The sequence below is a fragment of the Nocardiopsis valliformis DSM 45023 genome, from assembly GCF_000340985.1.
GTDB lineage: Bacteria > Actinomycetota > Actinomycetes > Streptosporangiales > Streptosporangiaceae > Nocardiopsis > Nocardiopsis exhalans.
The window spans coordinates 54,548-75,809 of sequence record NZ_ANAZ01000020.1; the positions used below are offsets into that span (position 1 = coordinate 54,548).

20 protein-coding genes and 1 tRNA gene are annotated in these 21,262 nt (G+C 68.2%); 14 read left to right on the forward strand and 7 right to left on the reverse strand.

The window, feature by feature from the left end; translation table 11 throughout:
- The first annotated feature begins 119 nt into the window (after window positions 1–119).
- The 10 genes from glp (at window position 120) to D457_RS0120030 (ending at window position 8,097) form a co-directional block, all read left to right on the forward strand.
- Entirely contained in the window at window positions 120–1,349 is a 1,230-nt protein-coding gene (gene glp / locus D457_RS0119985; protein WP_026116829.1) for a molybdotransferase-like divisome protein Glp, read from the forward strand.
- 142 nt (window positions 1,350–1,491) lie between these two features.
- Complete coding sequence (gene moaC / locus D457_RS0119990; RefSeq protein ID WP_017582450.1) at window positions 1,492–1,995, forward strand: cyclic pyranopterin monophosphate synthase MoaC; 504 nt, start codon at window positions 1,492–1,494, stop codon at window positions 1,993–1,995.
- A 61-nt stretch (window positions 1,996–2,056) separates the two neighbouring features.
- Complete coding sequence (locus tag D457_RS0119995; RefSeq protein ID WP_017582451.1) at window positions 2,057–2,554, forward strand: MogA/MoaB family molybdenum cofactor biosynthesis protein; 498 nt, start codon at window positions 2,057–2,059, stop codon at window positions 2,552–2,554.
- 252 nt (window positions 2,555–2,806) lie between these two features.
- A complete protein-coding gene (locus tag D457_RS0120000; protein WP_026116830.1) occupies window positions 2,807–3,526 on the forward strand; it encodes a GNAT family N-acetyltransferase in 720 nt (239 codons plus the stop codon).
- Between the two features lie 404 nt (window positions 3,527–3,930).
- Entirely contained in the window at window positions 3,931–4,608 is a 678-nt protein-coding gene (sepX, locus tag D457_RS0120005) for a divisome protein SepX/GlpR (protein ID WP_017582453.1), read from the forward strand.
- 58 nt (window positions 4,609–4,666) lie between these two features.
- Window positions 4,667–4,740: transfer RNA gene (locus D457_RS0120010), tRNA-Ala, on the forward strand.
- 458 nt (window positions 4,741–5,198) lie between these two features.
- Window positions 5,199–5,816, forward strand: coding sequence for a TetR/AcrR family transcriptional regulator (locus tag D457_RS0120015; RefSeq protein WP_017582454.1), 618 nt, complete (start codon window positions 5,199–5,201; stop codon window positions 5,814–5,816).
- A gap of 3 nt (window positions 5,817–5,819) precedes the next feature.
- Window positions 5,820–6,233 (forward strand): hypothetical protein, encoded by a 414-nt coding sequence (locus D457_RS0120020; RefSeq protein ID WP_017582455.1) that lies wholly within the window; start codon window positions 5,820–5,822, stop codon window positions 6,231–6,233.
- Window positions 6,234–6,358: 125 nt separating this feature from the next.
- Window positions 6,359–6,691, forward strand: coding sequence for a hypothetical protein (locus D457_RS0120025; RefSeq protein ID WP_017582456.1), 333 nt, complete (start codon window positions 6,359–6,361; stop codon window positions 6,689–6,691).
- A gap of 830 nt (window positions 6,692–7,521) precedes the next feature.
- A complete protein-coding gene (locus D457_RS0120030) occupies window positions 7,522–8,097 on the forward strand; it encodes a hypothetical protein (protein ID WP_239646163.1) in 576 nt (191 codons plus the stop codon).
- A 49-nt stretch (window positions 8,098–8,146) separates the two neighbouring features.
- On the opposite strand, the gene D457_RS0120035 is transcribed toward D457_RS0120030, so the two are convergent.
- The 3 genes from D457_RS0120035 to D457_RS0120045 all read right to left on the reverse strand — a co-directional run bounded on the left by D457_RS0120035 (window position 8,147) and on the right by D457_RS0120045 (window position 10,918).
- Entirely contained in the window at window positions 8,147–8,458 is a 312-nt protein-coding gene (locus D457_RS0120035; protein WP_017582458.1) for a sec-independent translocase, read from the reverse strand.
- A gap of 242 nt (window positions 8,459–8,700) precedes the next feature.
- Complete coding sequence (locus tag D457_RS0120040) at window positions 8,701–8,904, reverse strand: cold-shock protein (protein WP_017543917.1); 204 nt, start codon at window positions 8,902–8,904, stop codon at window positions 8,701–8,703.
- 373 nt (window positions 8,905–9,277) lie between these two features.
- Window positions 9,278–10,918 (reverse strand): dolichyl-phosphate-mannose--protein mannosyltransferase, encoded by a 1,641-nt coding sequence (locus tag D457_RS0120045; protein ID WP_017582459.1) that lies wholly within the window; start codon window positions 10,916–10,918, stop codon window positions 9,278–9,280.
- A 110-nt stretch (window positions 10,919–11,028) separates the two neighbouring features.
- Between D457_RS0120045 and rsmI the strand changes: the two genes are divergently transcribed.
- Complete coding sequence (gene rsmI, locus D457_RS0120050; protein ID WP_039831571.1) at window positions 11,029–11,910, forward strand: 16S rRNA (cytidine(1402)-2'-O)-methyltransferase; 882 nt, start codon at window positions 11,029–11,031, stop codon at window positions 11,908–11,910.
- 96 nt (window positions 11,911–12,006) lie between these two features.
- The gene (locus tag D457_RS0120055) at window positions 12,007–12,669 is read left to right on the forward strand and encodes an AIM24 family protein (RefSeq protein WP_017582461.1); all 663 of its coding nucleotides are present in this window, start codon (window positions 12,007–12,009) and stop codon (window positions 12,667–12,669) included.
- Between the two features lie 92 nt (window positions 12,670–12,761).
- On the opposite strand, the gene secD is transcribed toward D457_RS0120055, so the two are convergent.
- Both secD and D457_RS0120065 read right to left on the reverse strand, forming a co-directional pair.
- Window positions 12,762–15,398 carry a protein translocase subunit SecD gene (secD, locus tag D457_RS0120060; RefSeq protein WP_017582462.1) on the reverse strand — a complete coding sequence of 879 codons (2,637 nt, stop codon included), beginning with the start codon at window positions 15,396–15,398 and terminating at the stop codon, window positions 12,762–12,764.
- Between the two features lie 121 nt (window positions 15,399–15,519).
- Window positions 15,520–16,029, reverse strand: coding sequence for a hypothetical protein (locus D457_RS0120065; RefSeq protein WP_017582463.1), 510 nt, complete (start codon window positions 16,027–16,029; stop codon window positions 15,520–15,522).
- Between the two features lie 209 nt (window positions 16,030–16,238).
- On the opposite strand from D457_RS0120065, the gene metG reads away from it, so the two are divergent.
- The gene (gene metG / locus D457_RS0120070; protein ID WP_017582464.1) at window positions 16,239–18,056 is read left to right on the forward strand and encodes a methionine--tRNA ligase; all 1,818 of its coding nucleotides are present in this window, start codon (window positions 16,239–16,241) and stop codon (window positions 18,054–18,056) included.
- A gap of 70 nt (window positions 18,057–18,126) precedes the next feature.
- Here the strand turns inward: metG and D457_RS33005 are convergent, their stop codons facing one another.
- Both D457_RS33005 and D457_RS0120080 read right to left on the reverse strand, forming a co-directional pair.
- Window positions 18,127–18,852 carry an HNH endonuclease family protein gene (locus D457_RS33005; RefSeq protein ID WP_239646164.1) on the reverse strand — a complete coding sequence of 242 codons (726 nt, stop codon included), beginning with the start codon at window positions 18,850–18,852 and terminating at the stop codon, window positions 18,127–18,129.
- Window positions 18,849–20,198: an AAA family ATPase gene (locus D457_RS0120080; protein WP_026116831.1), complete on the reverse strand. Its 1,350-nt coding sequence runs from the start codon at window positions 20,196–20,198 to the stop codon at window positions 18,849–18,851. Before D457_RS0120080 ends, D457_RS33005 begins: the two co-directional genes overlap by 4 nt.
- A gap of 129 nt (window positions 20,199–20,327) precedes the next feature.
- Between D457_RS0120080 and D457_RS0120085 the strand changes: the two genes are divergently transcribed.
- Window positions 20,328–21,251, forward strand: coding sequence for a TatD family hydrolase (locus tag D457_RS0120085; RefSeq protein WP_017582467.1), 924 nt, complete (start codon window positions 20,328–20,330; stop codon window positions 21,249–21,251).
- Window positions 21,252–21,262 lie beyond the last annotated feature (11 nt).

The window sequence follows — 21,262 nt, forward strand, 5'->3', positions numbered from 1 at the left end:
GGCCGGACACCGGCGGGCGGATCCGGGACGTCTGCTCCGGGGGTGGTCACAATGGGACCGGAGAACCCTCCCGTGATGGGTGGGCCGCTCCCAGCGTGTACACGATCCGGAAGGTCCTCATGAAGAGCGTCGAACAGCACATCTCCGATCTTCTGGGGTTGGTCACCACCCTCGAAGCGACCGAGCTGGACCTGCTCAAGGCACAGGGGACGGTGCTCGCCGCGCCGATCGTCTCCCCGGTGTCCCTGCCCGGCTTCGACAACTCCTCCATGGACGGGTACGCCGTCCACGCGGCCGACCTGGCCGAGGCCAGCGCCGAGGCCCCGGTCAGCCTGCCTGTGGTGGCGGACATCCCGGCGGGCGATCCCGACCCCGCCGCGATCCGGCCCGGCCTGTGTGCCCGGATCATGACCGGCGCACCGATGCCCACCGGCGCCGACGCCGTCGTACCCGTGGAGTGGACCGACGGCGGCGCGGTCGACGTGCGTATCGACCGCCCCACCCGGCCGGGCAGTTTCGTCCGCCGCCGGGGCGAGGACGTCGAGGAGGGCGCGACGGTGCTGCGCGCCGGGGCCCGGATCGGCGCTGGTGAGATGGGTGTCCTGGCCGCGGTCGGGCGGCGCTCGGTCCCGGTCCGCCCCCGCCCGCGGGTGGTGGTGCTCTCCACCGGCGAGGAGCTGGTCGAACCGGGGCGCCCCCTCGGGCCGGGCCAGATCTACGAGTCCAACAGCTACATGATCGCTGCCGCGGCCAGGGACGAGGGCTGCGAGGTCTACCGCCACGGGTTCGTCGGTGACGACCCGGCCACCGTCTGGGACACCCTCGAGGGCCTCCTGGTCCGTGCCGACGTCGTCATCACCACCGGCGGCGTGAGCATGGGCGTCTACGACGTGGTCAAGGAGGTGCTGACCCGGCAGGGCACCGTGGAGTTCACCCAGGTGGCCATGCAGCCGGGCAAGCCCCAGGGGTTCGGGACCATCGGTCCGGACAAGACCCCGATCCTCACTCTCCCGGGCAATCCCGTCAGCGCGTTCGTGTCGTTCCACCTGTTCGTCCGGCCGGTCCTGCGCAGACTCCGCGGCCTGCAACCGAACCCGCTCCCGAGCGTGCGTGCCCGGCTGACCACGCCGGTCAGCTCGCCCCGCGGCCGCCGTTCCTACCTGCGCGCCGTGCTGGCGGGTCCCGCTGCCGCCGACGACGAGTTCCCCACGGTCGCCCCGGCGGTCCGGCAGGGCTCGCACCAGCTGTCGGCGCTGGCCGACGCCAACGGGCTCCTGGCCGTGCCTGAGGAGGTCACCGAGCTCCCGGCGGGTGCCCTGGCGGAGGTTCTGGTCCTGCCCGATCGCTGACCGGCGGGCGCACTGTCGCAGCGTGGGAGTACGGTCTTCGTGGGACACGTCACCCCGTGTCCCCGCGGCCGGCCGTACCGGTGAGCCGCGAGTCCGCCCAGACAAGACGAGCACTGACAAGACGATGAGTGGCAGCACGAAGATGACCGACACCCCACAGCCGGAGTCCCACCCCTCCGGTCTCACGCACCTCGACGAGTCCGGCGCCGCGCGCATGGTGGACGTCTCGGGCAAGACCGTCAGTGCCCGCACCGCCACGGCCACGGGTCGGGTCCTGCTCTCTCCGGTGACCGTCGCCGCCCTGCGCGACGGCGAGGTCCCCAAGGGCGATGCCCTCGCGGTCGCCCGGATCGCCGGGATCCAGGGGGCCAAGCGCACCCCCGACCTCGTGCCGCTGTGCCACCCGATCGCCGTGCACGGGGTGGACGTGGACCTGACCGTCGTGGACGACGGCGTGGATATCAGCGCCACAGTGCGCACCGCGGACCGCACTGGGGTCGAGATGGAGGCGCTTACCTGTGTCATGACGGCGGCTCTCGGGCTGGTCGACATGGTCAAGGCGCTCGACCCCGAGGCCGAGGTCACCCGGGTGCGGGTGGAGGAGAAGACCGGCGGCAAGAAGGGCCACTGGAGGCGCGGTGAGTGAGCCCGCGGGCGAGCCCGGCTCGAAGGGTGCGGGCTCGGGTGGGCCGGGGCCGGGTGAATCGGTGCGCCGGGTCGCGGTGGTGACCGCCTCCAACCGGGCGGCCGCCGGGGTCTACCCGGACCGCTCCGGTCCGGTGATCGTCGAGCGGCTCCAGGCCATGGGCTTTGCCGTCGTCGGACCCTGGGTGGTGCCGGACGGCGAGCCGGTGGCCGAGGCCATCGAACGGGCCCTGGCCGAGCGGGTGGACGCGGTGCTGACCACAGGGGGCACCGGGCTCACCCCGCAGGACCTCACCCCCGAGGCGACGCGCCCACTGCTCATCCGGGAGATCCCCGGGATCCCGGAGGCGCTGCGCTCGGCGGGCCGGGACAAGGGCGTGCCCACGGCGATCCTCTCCCGAGGGCTGGCCGGGATCGCCGAACGTTTCGGACACCGCGCGCTGGTGGTCAACCTGCCCGGTTCCAGAGGCGGTGTGCGTGACGGGATGGCCGTGCTGGAGCCGGTTCTGGGCCACGCGATCGACCAGCTCCGAGGCGGGGACCACCCTCGACCCGAATGACACCGAAGAATGACCGGAATCACATCCCGGGCATTCCGGAGACAGAGAATTCCTTGACCTTGTGTCGGTTTTCGGTGCAGGAGTGAATGGAGTTTGGAATCATCCGATTCTCGTGTGGTGGGGGTGACGCCCGCCACCTCACGTCTGTGGAGTGGAATACTGGGACACGTCACCGACAACGGGCGCACCGCGCGCACGAAGGCCGGTGCCGCGACCGCGCTGGGCGGTCCCGAGGGCCTGGGAAGGACGGACGTGAATCGCAGGCAGAGGTGGCCCGTCACCCTTCAGGAGGGGCCGATCGCGCTTCGTCCTCTGCGCCTTCGCGACGCCCCCGTGCTGCGGGACACCCGGGCCCGCAACGCCGAGTGGCTGCGGCCCTGGGAGCCCACGTATCCCGAGATGCCGCTGCGGACCACCGGGCTCACGCCCTACGTCGCGATGATCCAGGCGATCCGCCGAGAGTCCCGGCAGGGGCTGTCGATGCCGTGGTCGATCACCTACGAGGGCCGCTTCGTCGGCCAGCTCACCGTCGGCGCCATCGTGTGGGGTTCGGCCAGGTCCGCGCAGGTCGGGTACTGGGTCGACAGCGCCTACGCGGGGCGCGGGATTACCCCGACCGCGGTCGCCCTGGCGGTCGACCACTCCTTCTTCACCGTGGGACTCCACCGGATCGAGGCCAACATCCGCCCCGAGAACCGTGCCAGCAGACGCGTGGTCACCAAGCTCGGATTCCGGGACGAGGGGGTGCGCAGACGCCAGCTCCACATCGACGGGGCCTGGCGGGACCACATCTGTTACGCGCTCACGGCGGAGGAGGTCCCCCAGGGCGTGCTGCGTCGCTGGTACGACGGAGTGTCTTCCGGGCCGTCCGAGGAGGGTGGTTCCGGCCCTGGTTCCGGTTTGGGGCCACAGGACCCGAACGGTGGCGGTGATCCGCGCGACCCGGCGAGCCCGCACCCGGGATCGAACTGAACATGGCAGCATCACGGATGCGTTCGGAGCTTAAACATCGATTTAAGCACAATGATTCATTACTTTGCGTTGAATTGGCACTGCGCTCCGCAGTCAGTGCCTGACCTGGTTTTTCGCGCAGGAGGGTGTGACGACCGAAACTGAAGGTCCACAATCTTGCGACACTCCGGTCGGAATGTGGCGCATTTATGGACACGGGGTCGTACCGTGCGGAACATAGACGCATTGACGATGCGGGCAACGCGTGGATATGGCGCACGGGAATCGATCCGGGTCCTACGGGGGCCAGGAACGATGTCCAGCCGGAGGACGTCTCTACTTCCGGGAGTACGTCCAGCCACACGCGGGGCGGTGTCGACGAAGTGTCGACCAACGTTCAGTGGCCGTCATCGTGAGGAGGGGTGATGAGCAGCTCTCCTCTGTACCTGGCCATCGTGGTGGTCTGGCTCATTGTCCTCGTCCCGATGCTGCTGCGGAAGGACTCCGTGGACACCGTCCACGAGGACGTCCGTCGTGAGGACGACGGCGCGGAGGCCCCCGAGGCCGACGAGACCGATGTGGAGTCCGAGCACGGCGCGGAGGGCCTCTCAGGCGACTCGGACGACCCGGATCTCACTGAGACCCAGGTGATCACCCGTCCCGCCGTCAGCGGCGAACACACGGCCGAGGAGGAGGCTCCGCCGCGGAGCCGCTCCGCCGCGGAACAGGTCACTCGCCCGAGCCGCGAGCCCCGGTCCCGTGTCATCGCGCGCCGGCGCCGTCGCACCACCGTGCTCACCCTGCTGAACGTCGCCACCGTCGTTGCGGTCGCCTTCGGTCTGGGTCCCTGGTGGGTGATCGCACCGCCGGTCCTGCTGCTGGCCGGGCACGTGGCCCTGCTCCGCGAGGCCGCCAAGGCCGACGCCGAGCTCCGCCAGGCCCAGGCCAGGGCGCGCCGACGGGCCATCCTGCGGGCCCGCCGGGCCGAGGCGGAGGAGGCCCGCGAAGCCGAGCGGGAGGCCGAGGTCATCGCCTTCATCGAGCGCCGCAGCCAGGTCTACGACCAGTACGCGGACGCCCGCCTGAGGGCCGCCGGAGACTGACCGGGAGGAGTCGGTTCGGACCATCCGAACTTTCCTGCTAGTGTTTATCTCGTCTTCAGGGGCTATGGCGCAGTCCGGTAGCGCACCTCGTTCGCATCGAGGGGGTCTGGGGTTCAAATCCCCATAGCTCCACTTCACTCCGAGACGACTCTGCTCGGGGGCCTTCGGCCTCCTCGCGGGGTCGTTTCGTCGTTTCACCTGGGGGGCGACCCCCCCAGAGCCCCCCCGCGGGCTCCGAGACGACTCTGCTCGGGGGCCTTCGGCCTCCTCGCGGGGTCGTTTCGTCGTTTCACCTGGGGGTCCCGAGCTCCCCGAAGAAGCAGTAGAAGGGCCCAGTTCATCGAACTGGGCCCTTCTGTGTTCCCTGAGTGCTCTGGTCCTCGTCGGACGGAGTGCTGCTGTTCCCTGGTGCGGGCGGTCGTCCGGACCGGAGCCCCGAGTGTCACCGGCGAAGCGTCTATCCCCTGCGGCAGGGTGACCGGTGTAGGGCCAAGCGTACCCGCGAAAGCTTCGAAACTCCTGTGGAACAAGGCTTGGCTCGCATTCCCTAGATCTATACATCGGAAACTTTCCGACGTATAGTTATCGGCATGGCAGACGGATACCACCACGGGAACCTGCGGGCCGCCGTTCTGGCGCGGGCCGCGGAGGTCATCGAACAGAAAGGCCCCTACGCCTTCAGCCTGCGCTCGCTCGCGGCTGACCTCGGGGTGAGCCACACGGCTCCGAGGTACCACTTCGGGAGTCGGGAGGGCGTGCTGAACGCGCTTGCCACCGAGGGCTACACCGAACTGGCCGACCGGCTGCGGGCCAACCGGGAGGCGGACGGCGGGTTCCTGGAGTCCGGGGTCGAGTACGTGCGCTTCGCTACGGAGTTCCCGGCCCATTTCCAGGTGATGTTCGCGCCGACCCTGCTCGACGAGAACGATCCCGAGCTCTTCGCGGCCCGGACCGCGGCCTTCGGTGAGCTCAGCTCCGGAGTGGAGTCCCTGGCCCAGGAGGGGCGCCCGGTGGAGGACGCGGCCGCCGGTCTGGTGGCCGGGTGGGGGATCGTGCACGGCATCGCCACCCTGGCACTCACCGGGAACCTGGACAGCTCCGGGGTCAGGGCCCTGCTCGGGGACGCCGATCTGCTCACCATCACCCGACGCAGCGCCGGACTTCTGTTCGGAGCTTCGGGGCCCCCTACCGAACCAGCACAGGAGTAAGCCATGTCAGCGGCAGCACTCATTTCGTCCGGGGTCATCCTGCTCACCGTGGTCGGTATCGCCTACGGGGGGACGTTCCTTCTCCGCGTGGTCAACGGCGCCTTCCCGGCCAACGAGCTCCAGCGCTCCTACTTCCGCGCCGGGCACGCGCACGCCGGTGTCCTGGTGATCCTCGGCCTGGTGGTGCGCCTGCTGCTCGACCAGCCGACGGTGCCGGACTGGGGGCGCTCGCTGGGCGATCTGGTGCTCGTCGCGGCCATCCTGATGCCCGCCGGGTTCTTCCTGTCCGTGGTCGGCCGCGACCCCCAGGCCCCGAACCGCCTGAAGGTTCTCATCTACCTGGGTGCGGCGAGCCTGGTCGTCGGTCTGGTCGCCGCCGGGGTCGCGCTCATCGTGGGCGGGATGGCCCTCAACTGACGCTCCGGACGCCCCCGTCATCACTGACCTGCGGTGATGGCGGGGGTGCTCTGCGCACTTGACCTCAATATTGGTTGAGGTGTTCCTCTTGGGTGCGTTCCTTCCTCGAAGAAGAAAGAGAGCGTATGGAGACCGCACCGCCGAGAACCCCTGGGAACACCTCCGCCGAGGCGCCTGCCCGGCCCTCGCCACTGACCCTTCCGCTGGTCCTCGCCGGGGCCGGCATCGCGGTGTTCAGTGCGGCGCTCATCGGGTTCCTGGGGCTGCGGACGGGTGACACCGAACACGCGGGCCGGGTCGCCTCCGGGCACCTCTCGCCGGACGACGCCGTGCGTGAGGTCGAGGCCCTGACCTGGTCATGGCACATGACCCAGGTCGCTGTCGCGCTGTTCTGCCTGGTGCTGTCCGTTGTGGTCGGTTGCCTGATCCTGCGGGGGCGTGAGAAGAGCGCGTCCTGAAAGGTGCTGAAGAGTACTGCCTTTAATGGGCGTCCGAAATTGGCCTCTCTGGGGATGCGGGGACGAACTTCCCGGAGGTTTCGAGTCTCCTTGTGGACACACAGAGTCACTGTACGTCTTGTGGTGATACGTCAGAGAAGTGTAGTTCTGTGATGGTTTCTCCGGACTTGTCTGCACGGGGAGGCTCCCTGTCACGTCGAAACATGCCTCGGGGGCGCCTTCGCGTCAGGGATTTGAGCTGTTTCGGCAGCGCTCAAACCACAATAGCGATATGATCACTCTCTGTTATGTCGGAGTTCTGGGATTTTGCTCCACGCCGGTCTTGTTTTTGCAGGTCATCGGGGATGGTGTGTTTGGCGTGGAGTAATGGGAACTTGCCTGAACTGCGACGACAGTGACCTTGGTGAATTTTCTCGGGCTCCCGCTGCAACCTTTGGTCGAAGGGCGGTCACGGGATGACGAATATTCGACGGTGGGTCTTGTGAAGCCTGTCGGGATAGGACATCTTAGTTGCGGGATGGGCCGGAGACATCGAAAGAAAGGTGGATGCCATGACCATGCACGCGAAGGCCACGAGCAAGAACAACGGCTGGAGCTGGTGGTAGCCAGCGCGCGCTGACTGTTCTTCCGAGAACTCAGGCGACCAGGAGGGCCCGTTCGACTTCGTCGGCGGGCCCTTTCCTCACGCCCGGACGGGGCTCGGCCGAGTCGGAGGGCGCCTCGGGGATTTGACCGATGACCCCACCGGGTAGGAGCCCGTTACGACAGCAGGCCCGCTGCGACAACAGCACAGCCAGGCCCGGACCGACCGTGAAGGGGCGGCAACAGCCGTGTCCGACTCCCCTCAGTACCCAGGTGGCTACGAGTACCCGGAGGAGCCCGAGCCGGAGGGCGGGTACGGCCGCCCGCCGATGCCGCGACCGGCCCCCGAGCCGACCCCCGAGCCGACCCCCGAATCCGGGCCAGGTCAGGGGAGACCGCCGGGCCGGGCCGGTCCGGCACCGCGGGGCGAGCACCCCGTGGCGGCCGAACGGTTCCGGCGCACGACCAGGGCCAGGAGCAAGTCCATCCAGGCCGAGCGGAGCAGGGGCTTCTGGCGCCTGGGCACGGGGACCGTCTTCTACGTCATGATCGTCGGCGGTATGGCCGACTACGTCGAGCCCGCCGTCCGGGTCGGTGCCCACCTGGTGTTCTGGGTGCTGATCGGGCTGGCGTTCCTGATCGCCGCGGCGCGCGAACGCCGCCATGACTGGGCGCCCAGGCCCCGGTGGCCCTGGATGGCCGCGGCCCTGGGCGGCGCGGTGGCGGTGGAGGTGCTGTTCCTGGCCTTCGGCTCGCCCGCGATCATCATCGGAGCGGTGATCCTGCTCGCCCTGGGCGCGTTCTTCCTGATGCTGGTGGGATGACAGCGTCACCGCAGGTCAGATGCGGATGAGGGAAGTCGGGGAAGAGGGCTCAGGTGGCCTCGTCGTCGAAGGGCGGGCGCTTCCCGTTCAGCCGGGAGGCGGGCTTCTTCTCCGGTTCGTCCTCTTCTTCCCAGAAGTGCTTCTGGATGAAGCGCTTGGGGTTGAGGTCCTGGACGTCGAAGTCCTTGTACTCCGGGCCGAGCCCCTCCTTGATGTCGTTGGAGGCGGAGTTGGCCATGGTGCGGAGCTGGCGCAGGACCCGGCCGACCTGCTGGGCGGCCTTGGGGAGCTGGTCGGGGCCGAAGATCAACAGAGCGAGCAGGAGGAGGAGGATGAACTCTCCTCCGCTGATGCCGAACATGTTCCATCCTCGCTCTTGGGGTACCGACCGGCTTAGAGCAGGTTAACCGGTATCGCCAGGCTTGGGTAACCGTGTCCCACCCAGTGTCCGAAGCGCTGCCGAAGCGCCGCCTGAGCGCCGCTCGGGCGTCACCGAACCGGGCCTGAAACGGCTCTGGGCCGGGCCTGAACCGCGGTCGGGATCGGACGCGAACCAGCCCCCCGCTCGGCGAGCGGAGGGCTGGGGAAACGCACGTATGACGGTCAGACCGCGCGCACGTCCGCCGCCTGCGGGCCCTTGGGGCCCTGGATGATGTCGAACTCGACCTTCTGGTCCTCTTCCAGGTTCCGGAAGCCGGTACCCGCGATCGCCGAGTAGTGCACGAACACGTCGGGCTGACCACCCTCGACGGCGATGAACCCGAAACCCTTCTCAGAGTTGAACCACTTCACGGTGCCCTGAGCCATGTGCTCTCCCTTGGGGACTACGGCGGGACCGCACCCTGCTGGTCCCGGGTCGCCGGGCGCCGGACCGACGAAGGGTAATCCCAAATCGACAAGCGCCCACGTGAAGTTCCGCGAGGCGCCTCGGGCATCCATGGAAACAACAACAGCAACCAGTTGCAGACAGTACCAGGGGAGTGCCGATCTGCCGAGACTTTTCCGGTCAGAATCCGAACTCTCCAAGTGTCCTGTTTCGGCTACTCGAAACTGTTGCTTTCCAGCCCTTCTGCCACTAATGGAGATGTGTTCCGGGGAACGGATTTCCTCCGTTCCCCGGAGAGGTTCTGGCACGGGCCCTGAGAGAGAACCCGAGAGGCCCCGGGAGAGGACGTGGGGGTCAGGACGATGCGTCCCGGCCGTAGATCCACACGTCGAACCAGAGCCGGTCCCGCCAGATCTCCTCCGGGAGCGGATAGGCCGACAGCACCGGGTAGAGGTAGGCGAAGTGGGCGATGATCAGCAGCACCACCACACCGAAGACCACCCCGCCCAGCGCCCGCAGATAAGGAGCGAAACGCGGGCTGTCCTCGCCGGCGCCCATCACCAGCCCCAGCATCAGCACAACGGCCAGCACAAGGAAGGGCAGGATCGGCAGCGCGTAGAACAGGAACATGGGGCGGTCCGGGTAGGCGAACCAGGGCAGCCAGCCCGCAGCGACCGCGAGCAGCACCGCGCCCGCGCGCCAGTCGCGGAAGGTGACCCACCAGCCGAACATCACGATCACGGCGATGATGCTGACCCACCAGATGATCGGGGTGCCGATCGACACCACCGAGGTCACACAGTTCCCGGTGTCGCACCCGACGGCCTGGCCGTCGTAGTGGAACATCACCGGGGTGCGCATGATCAGCCATTCCCACGGGGCCGAAATATAGGAGTGCTCACTGGACAGATTGGAGTGGAAGTTCATCATCCGCGAGTGGTAGTCCGCCAGACTCCACAGCGCCTCCATCGGGGCGCTCATGAAGTTCGGCAGCCACGCGGGTGCCATACCGTCCGCGAAGTCCCGGTTGTAGCCGCCCCGGGTGAAGAGCCAGCCCGACCACGAGACCAGGTAGACGACCCCCGCCACCACCACGGTCTGCACGAACGCCGGAACGGCGTCGAAGCCGAGCCAGCGGCCGAACGGGCGCTGCTGGCCGACGCTGCGCCGGGCGCCGTAGTCCCAGGCCACGGTGAGCAGACCGAAGGCGGCCACGAAGAACAGGGCCGACCACTTGGTGCCGATCGCCAGACCGAAGCACAGCCCCGCGGCCAGCCGCCACCACCGCATCCCCAACCAGCCGACGGTGGTGAGGTTGACCCCCGCCTCCCCGAGCCGGACCAGCCGTTCCCGCGTCTTGTCCCGGTCGATCACCAGGCAGGTGAACCCGGCCAGGATCCACAGGGTGAGGAAGATGTCCACCATGGCGATCCGGCTGAGCGTGAAGTGCAGGCCGTCCAACGCCAGGATGAGACCGGCCGTGCAGCCGAGCAGGACCGAGCGGGTCATCCGAGTGGCGAGCCGGACCAGGATGAGAACGGAGATCATCCCGGCCAGGGCGGAGGCCACCCGCCAGCCCTCGGGGCTCACAGCCGTACCGAAGGGCATGATCGAGTACAGCCAGTCGCCGAGCGCGATCATCCACTTGCCGACCGGCGGGTGCACGATGAAGTCGCCCGCGCCGGTCCAGATGTTCGGGTCGCCCTGACTCAGCATCCGGTCCGAGTCGTCCAGCGAGTCGTGCTCGTACCCGAAGTTCCAGAGCGCGTAGGCGTCCGTGGCGTAGTAGGTCTCGTCGAAGTAGATGCGTTCGGGCTGGTTGAGGTTGAAGAACCTCAGCGCGCCAGCGAAGAGCGCGACGACGGCGGCGCCCAGCCACCCCAACCACCAGGGGCTGGGCGGGCGGGGCGCGAGGCGGGAACGGAGTGTCGGCGGCTGGGCCGCGGCCGGGGGGTTCGAGGGCGCTGCCTCGCTGTGAAGTGCGGTGGTGGTCATCTCGGCTCGTAGGTTGGGGTCAGAGATGGGGTCCGTTGCGGACGGGCCGCGAAACCGGGTTTCGGGTGGCGCGATAGTGCCAACCGTAGCGCGACAGGACGGGGATCACAGTGGTTGAGGTTGTGGATGGAACGCAGCGGGTCGGGAGGCTGGTCCTGGCCGGGTTGCCCATCGGGAACCAGGAGGACGCGCCGCCCCGGCTGCTGCAGGCCCTGGAGGGCGCGCGCGTGATCGCCGCGGAGGACACCCGCCGGTTGAAGCAGTTCGCCTCGCGTTCGGGCATCCGGTTGGGCGGGGAGTCCGGGGCCCGAATTGTTTCTTACTACGACCAGAACGAGACCCGCCGGGGTGAGGAACTCCTCAGCGACCTCAGGAGGGGCGAGGAGGTCCTGGTCGTCACCGATGCCGGGATGCCCGGGGTGTCCGATCCCGGCTACCGCCTGGCGGCGGCCTGCGCGAACGAGGGAATCCCCGTCACCGCGATCCCGGGGCCGTCGGCGGTGACCACCGCCCTGGTGGTGTCCGGACTGCCCACGGACCGATTCTGCTTCGAGGGCTTCCCGCCGCGCAAGGGCCTGAAGGGGTATCTGGACGAGCTCGCCGACGAGCGCCGCACGATGGTCTTCTTCGAGAGCCCGCACCGGATCGCCGCCACCCTGGAGGCGATGGCCGCCGCCTTCGGCGCGGACCGCCGGGCGGCGGTGTGCCGCGAGCTCACTAAGACCTACGAGGAGGTGCGCCGGGGCGGTCTGGGCGAGTTGGCCGGATGGGCCGCGGAAGGGGTGCGCGGTGAGATCTCGGTGGTCGTGGAAGGCGCCCGCCCCAGGGCGGAGCGCACCAGCGACGCCGACCTGGTGGCCGCGGTGGCCGAACTGGAGGACGAGGGCGTGCGCCGAAAGGAAGCCATCGTCCGGATCGCCAAGGAGACCGGGGTGCCCAAGCGCCGTGTCTACGACCTCGTGCACGGGGTCGTGGAGGCCGAGGTCGAGTAGGTGTCGTGGAGGCCGAGTGAGGCGCTGACTCGGAACCATTCGGCAGCCAGGGCGTCGAACCTGGTAACAACCCGCAACAGGAACGAGGATCTCCCCATGCGCAGCGAGCTCTTCCAGCAGGCTCGGGAAACCCAGCAGCCGGGCATGCACCTGCAGAACCACAAGATGTTGAGAGTGGGCCTGAACGGCGAGTTCTTCGCCCGGCAGGGTTCCATGGTCGCCTACCAGGGGAACATCGATTTCTCCTACCAGGGCGCGGGCAGTGTGGGGAAGTTCTTCAAGAAGGCCTTCACGGGGGAGGACCTGCCCCTGATGCGTGTGTCTGGGCAGGGGGACGTGTTCCTGGCCCGGGACGCCTGGGATGTGCACCTGGTCGACCTGGAGGGGGAGTCCCTCACCGTCAGCGGAGAGAACGTGCTGGCCTTCGAGCCGACCCTGGAGTGGGACATCCGCCGGGTCCAGGGCGCGGGGATGACCGCGGGAGGGGTGTTCAACACCGTTTTCACCGGGCGGGGGCGGGTGGCGATCGCCTGCCACGGAACACCCGTGCTGCTCAACGTCGACCAGCCCACCTTCGTGGACACCGACGCCGCCGTCGCCTGGTCGAGCTCGCTGCAAACCGGTATCCGCCGGTCCTTCAAAGCGGGCGCCCTCATTGGGCGGGGTAGCGGTGAGGCCTTCCAACTGTCCCTGGAGGGGCAGGGTTTCGTCCTCGTCCAGGCCTCGGAGGGTGCTCCGACACCGGTCCAGAGCGGCTGAACCGCAGGAGCTCCGCCAAGAGGGGAGGGCCCCGGTCCGCGCGTGGTGCGCGGACCGGGGCCCTCCCTGTTTCGCTCTGACGGACGCGGTGTCTAGACCACGGCCCCGTCGTCGTTGTCACGGGCGGCCTTGGCGGCCACCTTCTGCTTGGCCTTGCGCTCCTTGAGCACGTGCGGAGCGGGCGTCTTGTCCCACTTCTGCAGCCAGATCGCCAGCGGAACCGCGACGAACACCGTGGAGACCACACCGGTGGTCAGACCGACCAGCATCGCGATGGAGAAGTCCTGGAGCGATGAACCGCCGAAGAAGGTCAGGAAGCCCAGGATGATCAACGCACCGACGGTCGTGTTGACCGTACGCGGCAGGGTGTTGACCACGGCCCGGTTGGCGATTTTCTTGAACGAGGACTTGTCGTCCCTCGCCCACTCGTCCCGGACCCTGTCGAATACCACCACCGTGTCGTTGACGGTGAAGCCGATGACGCTCAGGATCGCGGCGAGGAAGACACCGTCGATGGGCTTGCCCAGCCAGATGAACAGGCCGATGACCAGCACCATGTTGAAGGCCAGCGACAGCATCGTGGAGACACCGAAGGACCAGCGGAAACGCCAGGCCAGGTAGGCCATCTGCAGGGCCAGGGCCGCACCGAGGGCGATCAGGGCCTTGTTGCGCAGCTCGTCACCCATGCTCGGGCCGATCAGCTCGTCGCTGACCAGCTCCACACCGCCGGTCGCTTCGTCCAGGGCGGTGGCCACGGCCGCGGCTTCCGGATCGGAGATGTTGCCGGTACGCACGGAGATGTCGCCGTCACCGGCCTCCTGCACCACCGCCGTGTCCGAGCCCGCGAAGTCCAGGCCGGAGATGACCGAGCGCGCCTCGTCCACCGAGATGGGCTCGTCGCCGGTGATCTCGTACTCCAGGACCCGTCCGCCGGTGAACTCCACGCCCAGGTTGGTGTCCCGGACGAACGGGGCGGCGATGGCGGTGAGCACCACCAGTGCGGCGACGGCGAGGCCGACGCGGCGGTAGTCCATGAGCTGCGGGTTCTTCTTCACCAGCCAGGCGCGGACCCCACCGATCTTGCCGATACCCGTGATGGCGGGGTGCTTCTTGATGACCGCGCGGCGCACGGCCCACTCGACCAACACGCGCGCGATGATCAGCGCGGAGATCATCGAGGCGACGGTACCGATGCTCAGCGTGACGCCGAAGCCCTGCACGGTGCCGGAGGCGAAGAAGAACAGCAGACCGGCGGCGATGAACGTGGTGACGTTGGTGTCGAGGACCGCGCTCCAGGCCTTCTGCGTTCCCTGGACGAAACCCTTCTCCAGGCTCGGCGGAATCGCACGGCGGCGACGGCGGGCCAGCGCGCCCGTCTCGGACCTGGCGGCCTCGGCGTCGGTGGCGTCCTGCATCCCGGCGGACTTGTTCGCCTCGTACGTCTTCTGTTGTCGCTGATATTCCTCACGCGCGCGTTCGAAGATCAGCACGTTCGCGTCGATGGCCATACCAATCGCCAACACGAAACCGGCCAGACCCGGCAAGGTGAGTGTGGCCCCCAGCGCGACCAGCGCACCGTAGGCGATCAGGGTGTAGAAGGCCAGCGCGATCGAGGCCAGGAAGCCCACGAGCCGGTACACCAGCGTGATGTACAGGGCGGTGAAGGCGATACCCAGGACCGCGGCGATGGCGCTGGCCTGGATGGCGGCGGCACCGAGGGTCGGGCCGACCGTCTGGCGCTGCACCTCGGTGACCGGCAGCGGCAGCGAGCCGCCCTCGATCAGGACGGCGAGCTCGTTGGCGCTCTCGCTGGTGAAGTTCGCGCCGCTGATGGTGGTCTGGCCGCCAGCCATACCGGACTCACAGCCGGTCTCCTCGGTCACCTGCGGGGAGGAGATGATCTGGCCGTCCAGAACGATCGCCACGCGGCGCTGGGGGGTGCCGACCGGGTTGCAGGCGGCCTCGCCGGTCAGCTCGCGCCACTGCTCGCGGCCCTCGCCGCGGAAGCTGACGTTGACGACCCAGGAGGCGCGGTTGACGCTGTCGAGCGCGGCGTCGGCGCTGGAGACGCGGTCGCCCTGGATGGCGGCCTCGCCCAGCTGGAGCATCTGGCCCTCGTCGTCGGGCAGCGTCATCGCGACGTCGGCGGGGTTCTCCGCCGGGGCGCCGCCGGGTGCCTGGGGCATCCCCTGGTCGCCGCCCATGCCTTCGAGGAGCGCCTCCATGTCCAGCTCGTCCGGGGAGAGCTGGCCCTCGCCCTCCGCGGGGGCGCCGTCCTCACCGTCGGCGGGAGCACGGGCCTCGTCCGCGGGCGGGTTGGCGAAGTCGGGGGCCTGCACACCCTGGCCGCCCGGGTCGCCGACACCGAGCACGGGGTGGAAGGACAGCTGGGCGGTCTGGCCGACGATCTGCGCGGCCTCCGCCGGGTCCTGCACACCCGGGAGCTCGACGATGATCCGGTTCTCACCGGAGCGCGACATGGTCGCCTCGGCCACACCGAGGCGGTCGATGCGCTGGCGCAGTACCTCGACGACCTTGTCGGTGTTCTCCGAGTTGGCCTCGGTGCCGTCGGTGCCGTCCTGGGTCTCCAGGACGATCTGCGTACCGCCGCTGAGGTCGAGCCCCAGCCGCGGTGGGATGAACCACGCCGCGCCGAACGCGACGAGAATGACGAGAAGGGAGATGAGCGCGCGTGTCCAGCGCGCCCCGGCTCCCGTTTGACTGGACAAGGGGTGAACCTCTCACTGCGGATGGTGGGTACCGGTCACGTGCCCGGAAACTCAGGGCAGGGGGGTGCGTGATGCCGGTCCCGGCACCTTCGGGGTGCGGGGAGCCGGCCGACCGGGATGGTCAGACGATGGTGTGCGCGGTGAGAGGTGGTGCCCGGGTGGGCGGCAGCCCTTCCGCGTCGATCCGTTCGGGAACGGGGTCGTGGTGCGGGAGGGGCAGCGGCCACCAGGGTTGGTCCCACACCGCCAGGCGCAGCGCGCACGCGGGGACGGTGTCGGGCAGGTCTCGCAGCACCGAGCGCAGGTCGCAGGTGGAAGCGGGCGGCCCGAGGGCGACCGTCTGGGATCCGAGGTAGGGGCGCGCTTCCTCCGTCGCCTCGTGGGCGGCGGTATCGCGGCCGTCGTCGGAGCTGTTCGCGGCTGCGTCGTCGTGGACGGACGCACCGTCGTGCGCGGACGGGTCCGCGGGGACGGTGACACCGCCGTGCGAGGGCAGGGCCACGGTGTCCCTCTCCCCGGAGAGGCCGGCGGCCACGGGGAAGGACAGGATGACCAGCAGGACCACGCTGATGATCAGCGAGCTGGTCCGCAGGGCAGGACGGGGTACGGCACGGGTAACCGTGGTGACCACCGCCTCAGGGCCGGGTAGAAGGGTCCTACTGACTCCGGCCGGTGCCCCGGTGACACACGGCCTCGTGTTGCAGAGCATACGGGTACGCACCGGTCCGGGGGAATCGTGCGGTCGGCCCTGTGGACAACCCGGCGAACGGACGATTCCGCGGACCAACCCGCGGAGTCCTTTGGTGCTCGGACACCCCGGGCCACCTTTAGTCTTGAGTCATGTCGTCGAATCGCCACATCCTGACCGCGGTCGCCTGGCCCTACACCAACGGCCCGCGCCACATCGGCCACGTCTCCGGTTTCGGAGTCCCCTCGGACGTCTTCTCGCGCTTCCAGCGAATGTCGGGGAACAACGTGCTGATGGTCAGCGGCACCGACGAACACGGCACCCCGATCCAGGTGCTCGCCGACCAGGAGGGCGTCACCGCCCGGGAACTGGCCGACCGTTACAACCGGATCATCGCCGAGGACCTGGTCGCGCTCGGTCTGTCCTACGACCTGTTCACCCGCACCACGACCGGCAACCACTACTCCGTCGTCCAGCAGCTGTTCACCACGCTCTATGACAACGGCTACGTCTTCACGCGCACCACCCAGGGCGCGCGATCCCCGTCCACCGGCCGTACGCTGCCCGACCGCTACATCGAGGGCACCTGCCCGATCTGCGGTTTCGACGGCGCGCGCGGCGACCAGTGCGACAACTGCGGCAACCAGCTCGACCCGATCGACCTGATCTCGCCCCGCTCCCGGATCAACGGCGAGACCCCGGAGTTCGTGGATACCGAGCACTTCATGCTCGACCTGCCTGCTTTCGCCGAGGTCCTCACCGAGTGGCTCAAGGGCAAAGAGGGGGAGTGGCGGCCCAACGTCCTCAAGTTCTCGCTGAACCTGGTGGAAGACCTCCAGCCGCGCGCCGTCACCCGTGACCTCAACTGGGGCGTGCCCATCCCGCTGGAGGGGTGGAGCGACAACGACGCCAAACGCGTCTACGTGTGGTTCGACGCGGTGATCGGCTACCTGTCCGCGTCTATCGAGTGGGCCCAGCGCGTCGGTGAGCCCGAGGCCTGGCGCCGCTGGTGGCAGGGGGACGCGACCGAGTCCTTCTACTTCATGGGCAAGGACAACATCGTTTTCCACTCGGTCATCTGGCCCTCGATCCTGCTCGGGGCGAGCGGCAAGGGCAACGGGGGCGGCGAGGCCGGTCCGCTGGGCGAGCTGAACGTGCCCACCGAGGTGGTCTCCAGCGAGTTCCTCACCATGGAGGGGCAGAAGTTCTCCTCCTCGCGCCGCGTGGTGATCTACGTGCGCGACTTCCTGGAGCGCTACTCCGCGGACGCGCTGCGCTACTACATCATGGCCGCGGGCCCGGAGAACCAGGACACCGACTTCACCTGGGCCGAGTTCGTCCGGCGCAACAACGACGAGCTGGTGGCGGCCTGGGGCAACCTGGTCAACCGCTCCATCTCCATGGCGGCCAAGAACCTCGGCGAGATCCCCGCCGCGGGCGAGTTGACCGACGAGGACCGCAAGGTCATGGACGCCTCCCGGGAGGCCTTCGCCACGGTCGGCGCCCGCCTGGAGAAGTCGCAGTTCAAGGCGGGCCTCCAGGAAGCCATGCGCACCGTCGCCGAGGCCAACAAGTACATCTCCGACCAGGCTCCGTGGGCGCTCAAGAAGACCGACCCGGAGCGCATGGCGACCGTCCTGCACGTGTCCCTGCAGCTGGTCAGCGACGCCAACACCCTGCTGACGCCGTTCCTGCCGGAGTCGGCCAACAAGGTGTACGCGATGCTCGGCGGCACCGGGACCTGGACTGGCATGCCCCGCATCGAGTCCGGCCACGACACCATCGGCGGCTCCGAGGAGAAGGTGGACTACCCGGTCATCACCGGTGACTACGCCGACAACGACGCCCGCTGGGAGTCGGTCCCGATCGTTCCGGGCACCCCGCTGAGCCGCCCGACCCCGCTCTTCACCAAGCTCGACCCGTCCGTGGTCGATGAGGAACTGGCCCGCCTGGCCGGCGAGAGCGAGTAGACAGGCGACGAACGCCGAAGCGGGCCCCGGTCATGTCGACCGGGGCCCGCTCTTCTTCGCACGGACGCGCTCATCGGAAAGGCGGCAGAAGGTCGAGAGCACGGACGACCACCGGGCCGCCCAGGATCACTTCAGCATTCTCAGGAGCGACGTTCTGCCGGGTCCACCGCATGGCCGCGCGCACATCAGCGAAGGGCTGGTAATCCAGTTCGGTGGCTGTTTCAGCGGCTTCGTCCAGTAGCCCGTCCTCGTGCTGCCTGAGATAGGTCTGAAGTACGGCCTTGGAGGTGACGAAGGCGCTCCGCCGACCCCGAACCAGGGATTGCCTGTTCAGCCCGAAGATCTCGATGACGCTCTCACCTTTGGTGGTGAGTGCCTCGTACGCTCCCGTGGACAGAACCAGGAGCAGGTGCTCAGTGGGTTCCTCCGAGGTCGGGTCGATCAGGAGGGGAGCACCCTCCTCCGTTCGGGGAAAGCTCTCCCTCTTCTCATGGCTGTTGCAGTGCGAGCACGCCAGGAGATGGTTAAGCCATTCGAAGGTCCGGAACGGGGCGAGGAAAATCGGTTCGAAGTGGTCGACGTCAGTGCCCATGCTGTCGCCGCAGTACATACATCGCTCGACGCCGGCCGCCATACTGCCCAGCTGATCACGCAGACGGCCTTTGCATGCTTTCGCGTTCTTCCACTTTTTCCGAGCCGCTTCGCCGTCCGCCTGGGCCTTGGTGAGTGCAACGGTTTTCTTCGAGAGCTCCTCGGCCAGGTCGTTGGGAAGATCCGCCCGCCAGAGCCGAATCATCCGGGGTCCAACCGTGAGGCGACCTCGTCTACCCGTGCGGAGAGGGAGCTGTTGAGTATTTTGCTGAGCTCGACGTATTCCTGCCGCTCTGGTTCGGATGCCTTTCCACGAAGCACGGCGAGTTCGAGTGCACCCAGGTGGCGCCGCATCTCTTCCGCCGCTTCGGAGTAGGGAGTGTCGATGCCGAAGAGGTCGGTGAGGAGTGCGTCGTCGCCGCTGCCGTAGACGATGCGCTGGTACAGGTCTTCAGAGACGACCTCGGGTGCTCTCTCCTCATTTACCCCGGGGAGTTTGATCAGGCCGCCGGGGTCGGCGCTCTGGCAGATGTAGGGGCTGTGTGAGGAGACGATGAACTGGATGTTGGGGAAGTGCTTCTTGAGCCAGCCCCCGATTTCCTTCTGCCAGCTCACGTGCAGGTGCGCATCGATTTCGTCGATCAGGACCACGCCGGGCATCACCACATGAGGAGTACCGTCCTGATGCCGTTCGAGGACCTTGTCACCACCCGCACCGTGGATCTGCCGCACCATGTCGAGGACCATCGCGGAGACAGCGCGGTAGCCGTCACTGATCTCTTGCAAGGCGAGAATATGCCCGCTGCGCTCCACCCACAGACCATCAGCGTCCACGCGGGAGATCTGGAAGTCCTCGGGTAGGAGGCCGTCGTTCAACAGGGCTTTGACGAAGCCCAAGAGCTCTCGGGCTTGCTCTGTCGCGTGCTTGGTCCGCCTCGGGAGGAGCAGGTTCTTTAGCCACTCGATGCTTTCGGCGAGAGATACGTCCTCGTTGAACAGGCTTCCGAGTCTTGAAACGGGTCCTGGAGTGCCCATGAGCCTGTGGGTGGCACTGGAACCACCCCCCAGACGGCGGAATGGGCCGTAGCCAGCAACGAACCAGCCGGTAGTTTCCTCTGCCCAGGCGCTGATCAACAGGTCTGTTTCCAAGGAGCGGCTCGGCTCCGGGAATGGACCTGACACGAGGTGCTCACAGGTCTGGTCGACCTGCACTCTTCTCCACCGGAGCGTGCCTGCGACATGTTGCTGTGACTGCGCGCCCACGAACGCGTCCCAGTCAGGGCTCGGCTGGATGGTGACCGTGATCTTTCCGGTTCCAGCTGGTAGAGGTGTCCCGTCACCGAATTCAGGAGCCAGGGTCCTCGTATGCCAGGGCCCCACCAGCCCTAGGGCGATGGCTCGCAGCAGAGTCGTCTTTCCCGAGCCGTTGCGTCCGGCGAGGACAGTCCAGCTTCCCTGGCCCTCCTTTGGCAAGGGGAACTCCAGGTTCTCCACCGCGCGGGGGCCGTGGAAGCCACGGATGCCGTCGACGCTGATTCGCTCGATGTACAAGTGGGGCTCCGCGGGTCGGTCAACGTGTGTCGTGATTCCCACCCTAGACCGGGCTGTGCGCTGGGGCCGGTGCCTTGGCGGGCCGCCTAGAATCACCACGGCGGAACAGCACGACAACGGGGGCATGACATGGGTAAGCGCAGTGGCAAGGCGGTCAAGGAGCGCAACGCGCAGACGCCGCCTCCGGCACCCGAGGGCCTGCGGGTCGCGGTGGCCGACAGCCACACCCACATGGACATGCAGACCCCCGAGGTCGACGAGATCATCGTCGCCGCCGAGGCCGTGGGGGTGACGCCGCTTGTGCAGGTGGGGGTCGACCTGCCCTCTTCGCGCTGGGCGGTGCAGATCGCCGAAGCCCACCCGGGCAAGGTATGGGCCGCGGTGGCGCTGCACCCGAACGAGGCCCCGCGGGTGGTGCACGGCGACGGCGCCGAGGGTGTTGAGGCCGACGACACCGACTGGACGGAGAAGGCCCGTCCGGCCGGCGGGATCGAGGCCCTGGAGACCCAGCTCGCCGAGATCGACGCGCTGGCCGCCCTGCCGCAGGTGGTGGCGGTCGGTGAGACCGGGATGGACACCTTCCGCACCGGGCCCGAGGGCGCACGCGCGCAGGAGGAGTCCTTCCGCCGCCACATCGCCATCGCCAAGAAGCACGGCAAGGCCCTCATGATCCACGACCGCGAGGCCCACGAGGACGTGCTGCGGATCCTGGCCGAGGAGGGCGCTCCGGAGCGGGTGGTCTTCCACTGCTTCTCCGGTGACGCCGACATGGCCCGGGTGTGCGCCGAGCACGGCTACTTCATGAGCTTCGCGGGCAACGTCACCTTCGCCAGCGCCGAACCCCTGCGCGAGGCCGCCAAGGTGGCCCCGCCCGAGCTGGTGCTGGTGGAGACCGACGCCCCCTTCCTCACTCCTAAGCCCTACCGGGGCCGCCCCAACGCCCCGTACCTGATCCCGCTCACACTGCGCGTGCTGGCCGAGACCAAGGGCATGGGCGAGGATGAACTCGCCGGGATCGTCGCGGACAACGCCCGCAGGGCCTTCGGCTTCTGAGAGACGGGGTC

Coding starts and splice junctions, on each gene's coding strand:
- glp (WP_026116829.1), top strand. CDS start 120: ATGAAGAGCGTCGAACAGCACATCTCCGATCTTCTGGGGTTGGTCACC.
- moaC (WP_017582450.1), top strand. CDS start 1,492: ATGACCGACACCCCACAGCCGGAGTCCCACCCCTCCGGTCTCACGCAC.
- sepX (WP_017582453.1), top strand. CDS start 3,931: ATGAGCAGCTCTCCTCTGTACCTGGCCATCGTGGTGGTCTGGCTCATT.
- D457_RS0120015 (WP_017582454.1), top strand. CDS start 5,199: ATGGCAGACGGATACCACCACGGGAACCTGCGGGCCGCCGTTCTGGCG.
- D457_RS0120020 (WP_017582455.1), top strand. CDS start 5,820: ATGTCAGCGGCAGCACTCATTTCGTCCGGGGTCATCCTGCTCACCGTG.
- D457_RS0120025 (WP_017582456.1), top strand. CDS start 6,359: ATGGAGACCGCACCGCCGAGAACCCCTGGGAACACCTCCGCCGAGGCG.
- D457_RS0120035 (WP_017582458.1), bottom strand. CDS start 8,458: ATGTTCGGCATCAGCGGAGGAGAGTTCATCCTCCTCCTCCTGCTCGCT.
- D457_RS0120040 (WP_017543917.1), bottom strand. CDS start 8,904: ATGGCTCAGGGCACCGTGAAGTGGTTCAACTCTGAGAAGGGTTTCGGG.
- D457_RS0120045 (WP_017582459.1), bottom strand. CDS start 10,918: ATGACCACCACCGCACTTCACAGCGAGGCAGCGCCCTCGAACCCCCCG.
- D457_RS0120055 (WP_017582461.1), top strand. CDS start 12,007: ATGCGCAGCGAGCTCTTCCAGCAGGCTCGGGAAACCCAGCAGCCGGGC.
- metG (WP_017582464.1), top strand. CDS start 16,239: ATGTCGTCGAATCGCCACATCCTGACCGCGGTCGCCTGGCCCTACACC.
- D457_RS33005 (WP_239646164.1), bottom strand. CDS start 18,852: ATGATTCGGCTCTGGCGGGCGGATCTTCCCAACGACCTGGCCGAGGAG.
- D457_RS0120085 (WP_017582467.1), top strand. CDS start 20,328: ATGGGTAAGCGCAGTGGCAAGGCGGTCAAGGAGCGCAACGCGCAGACG.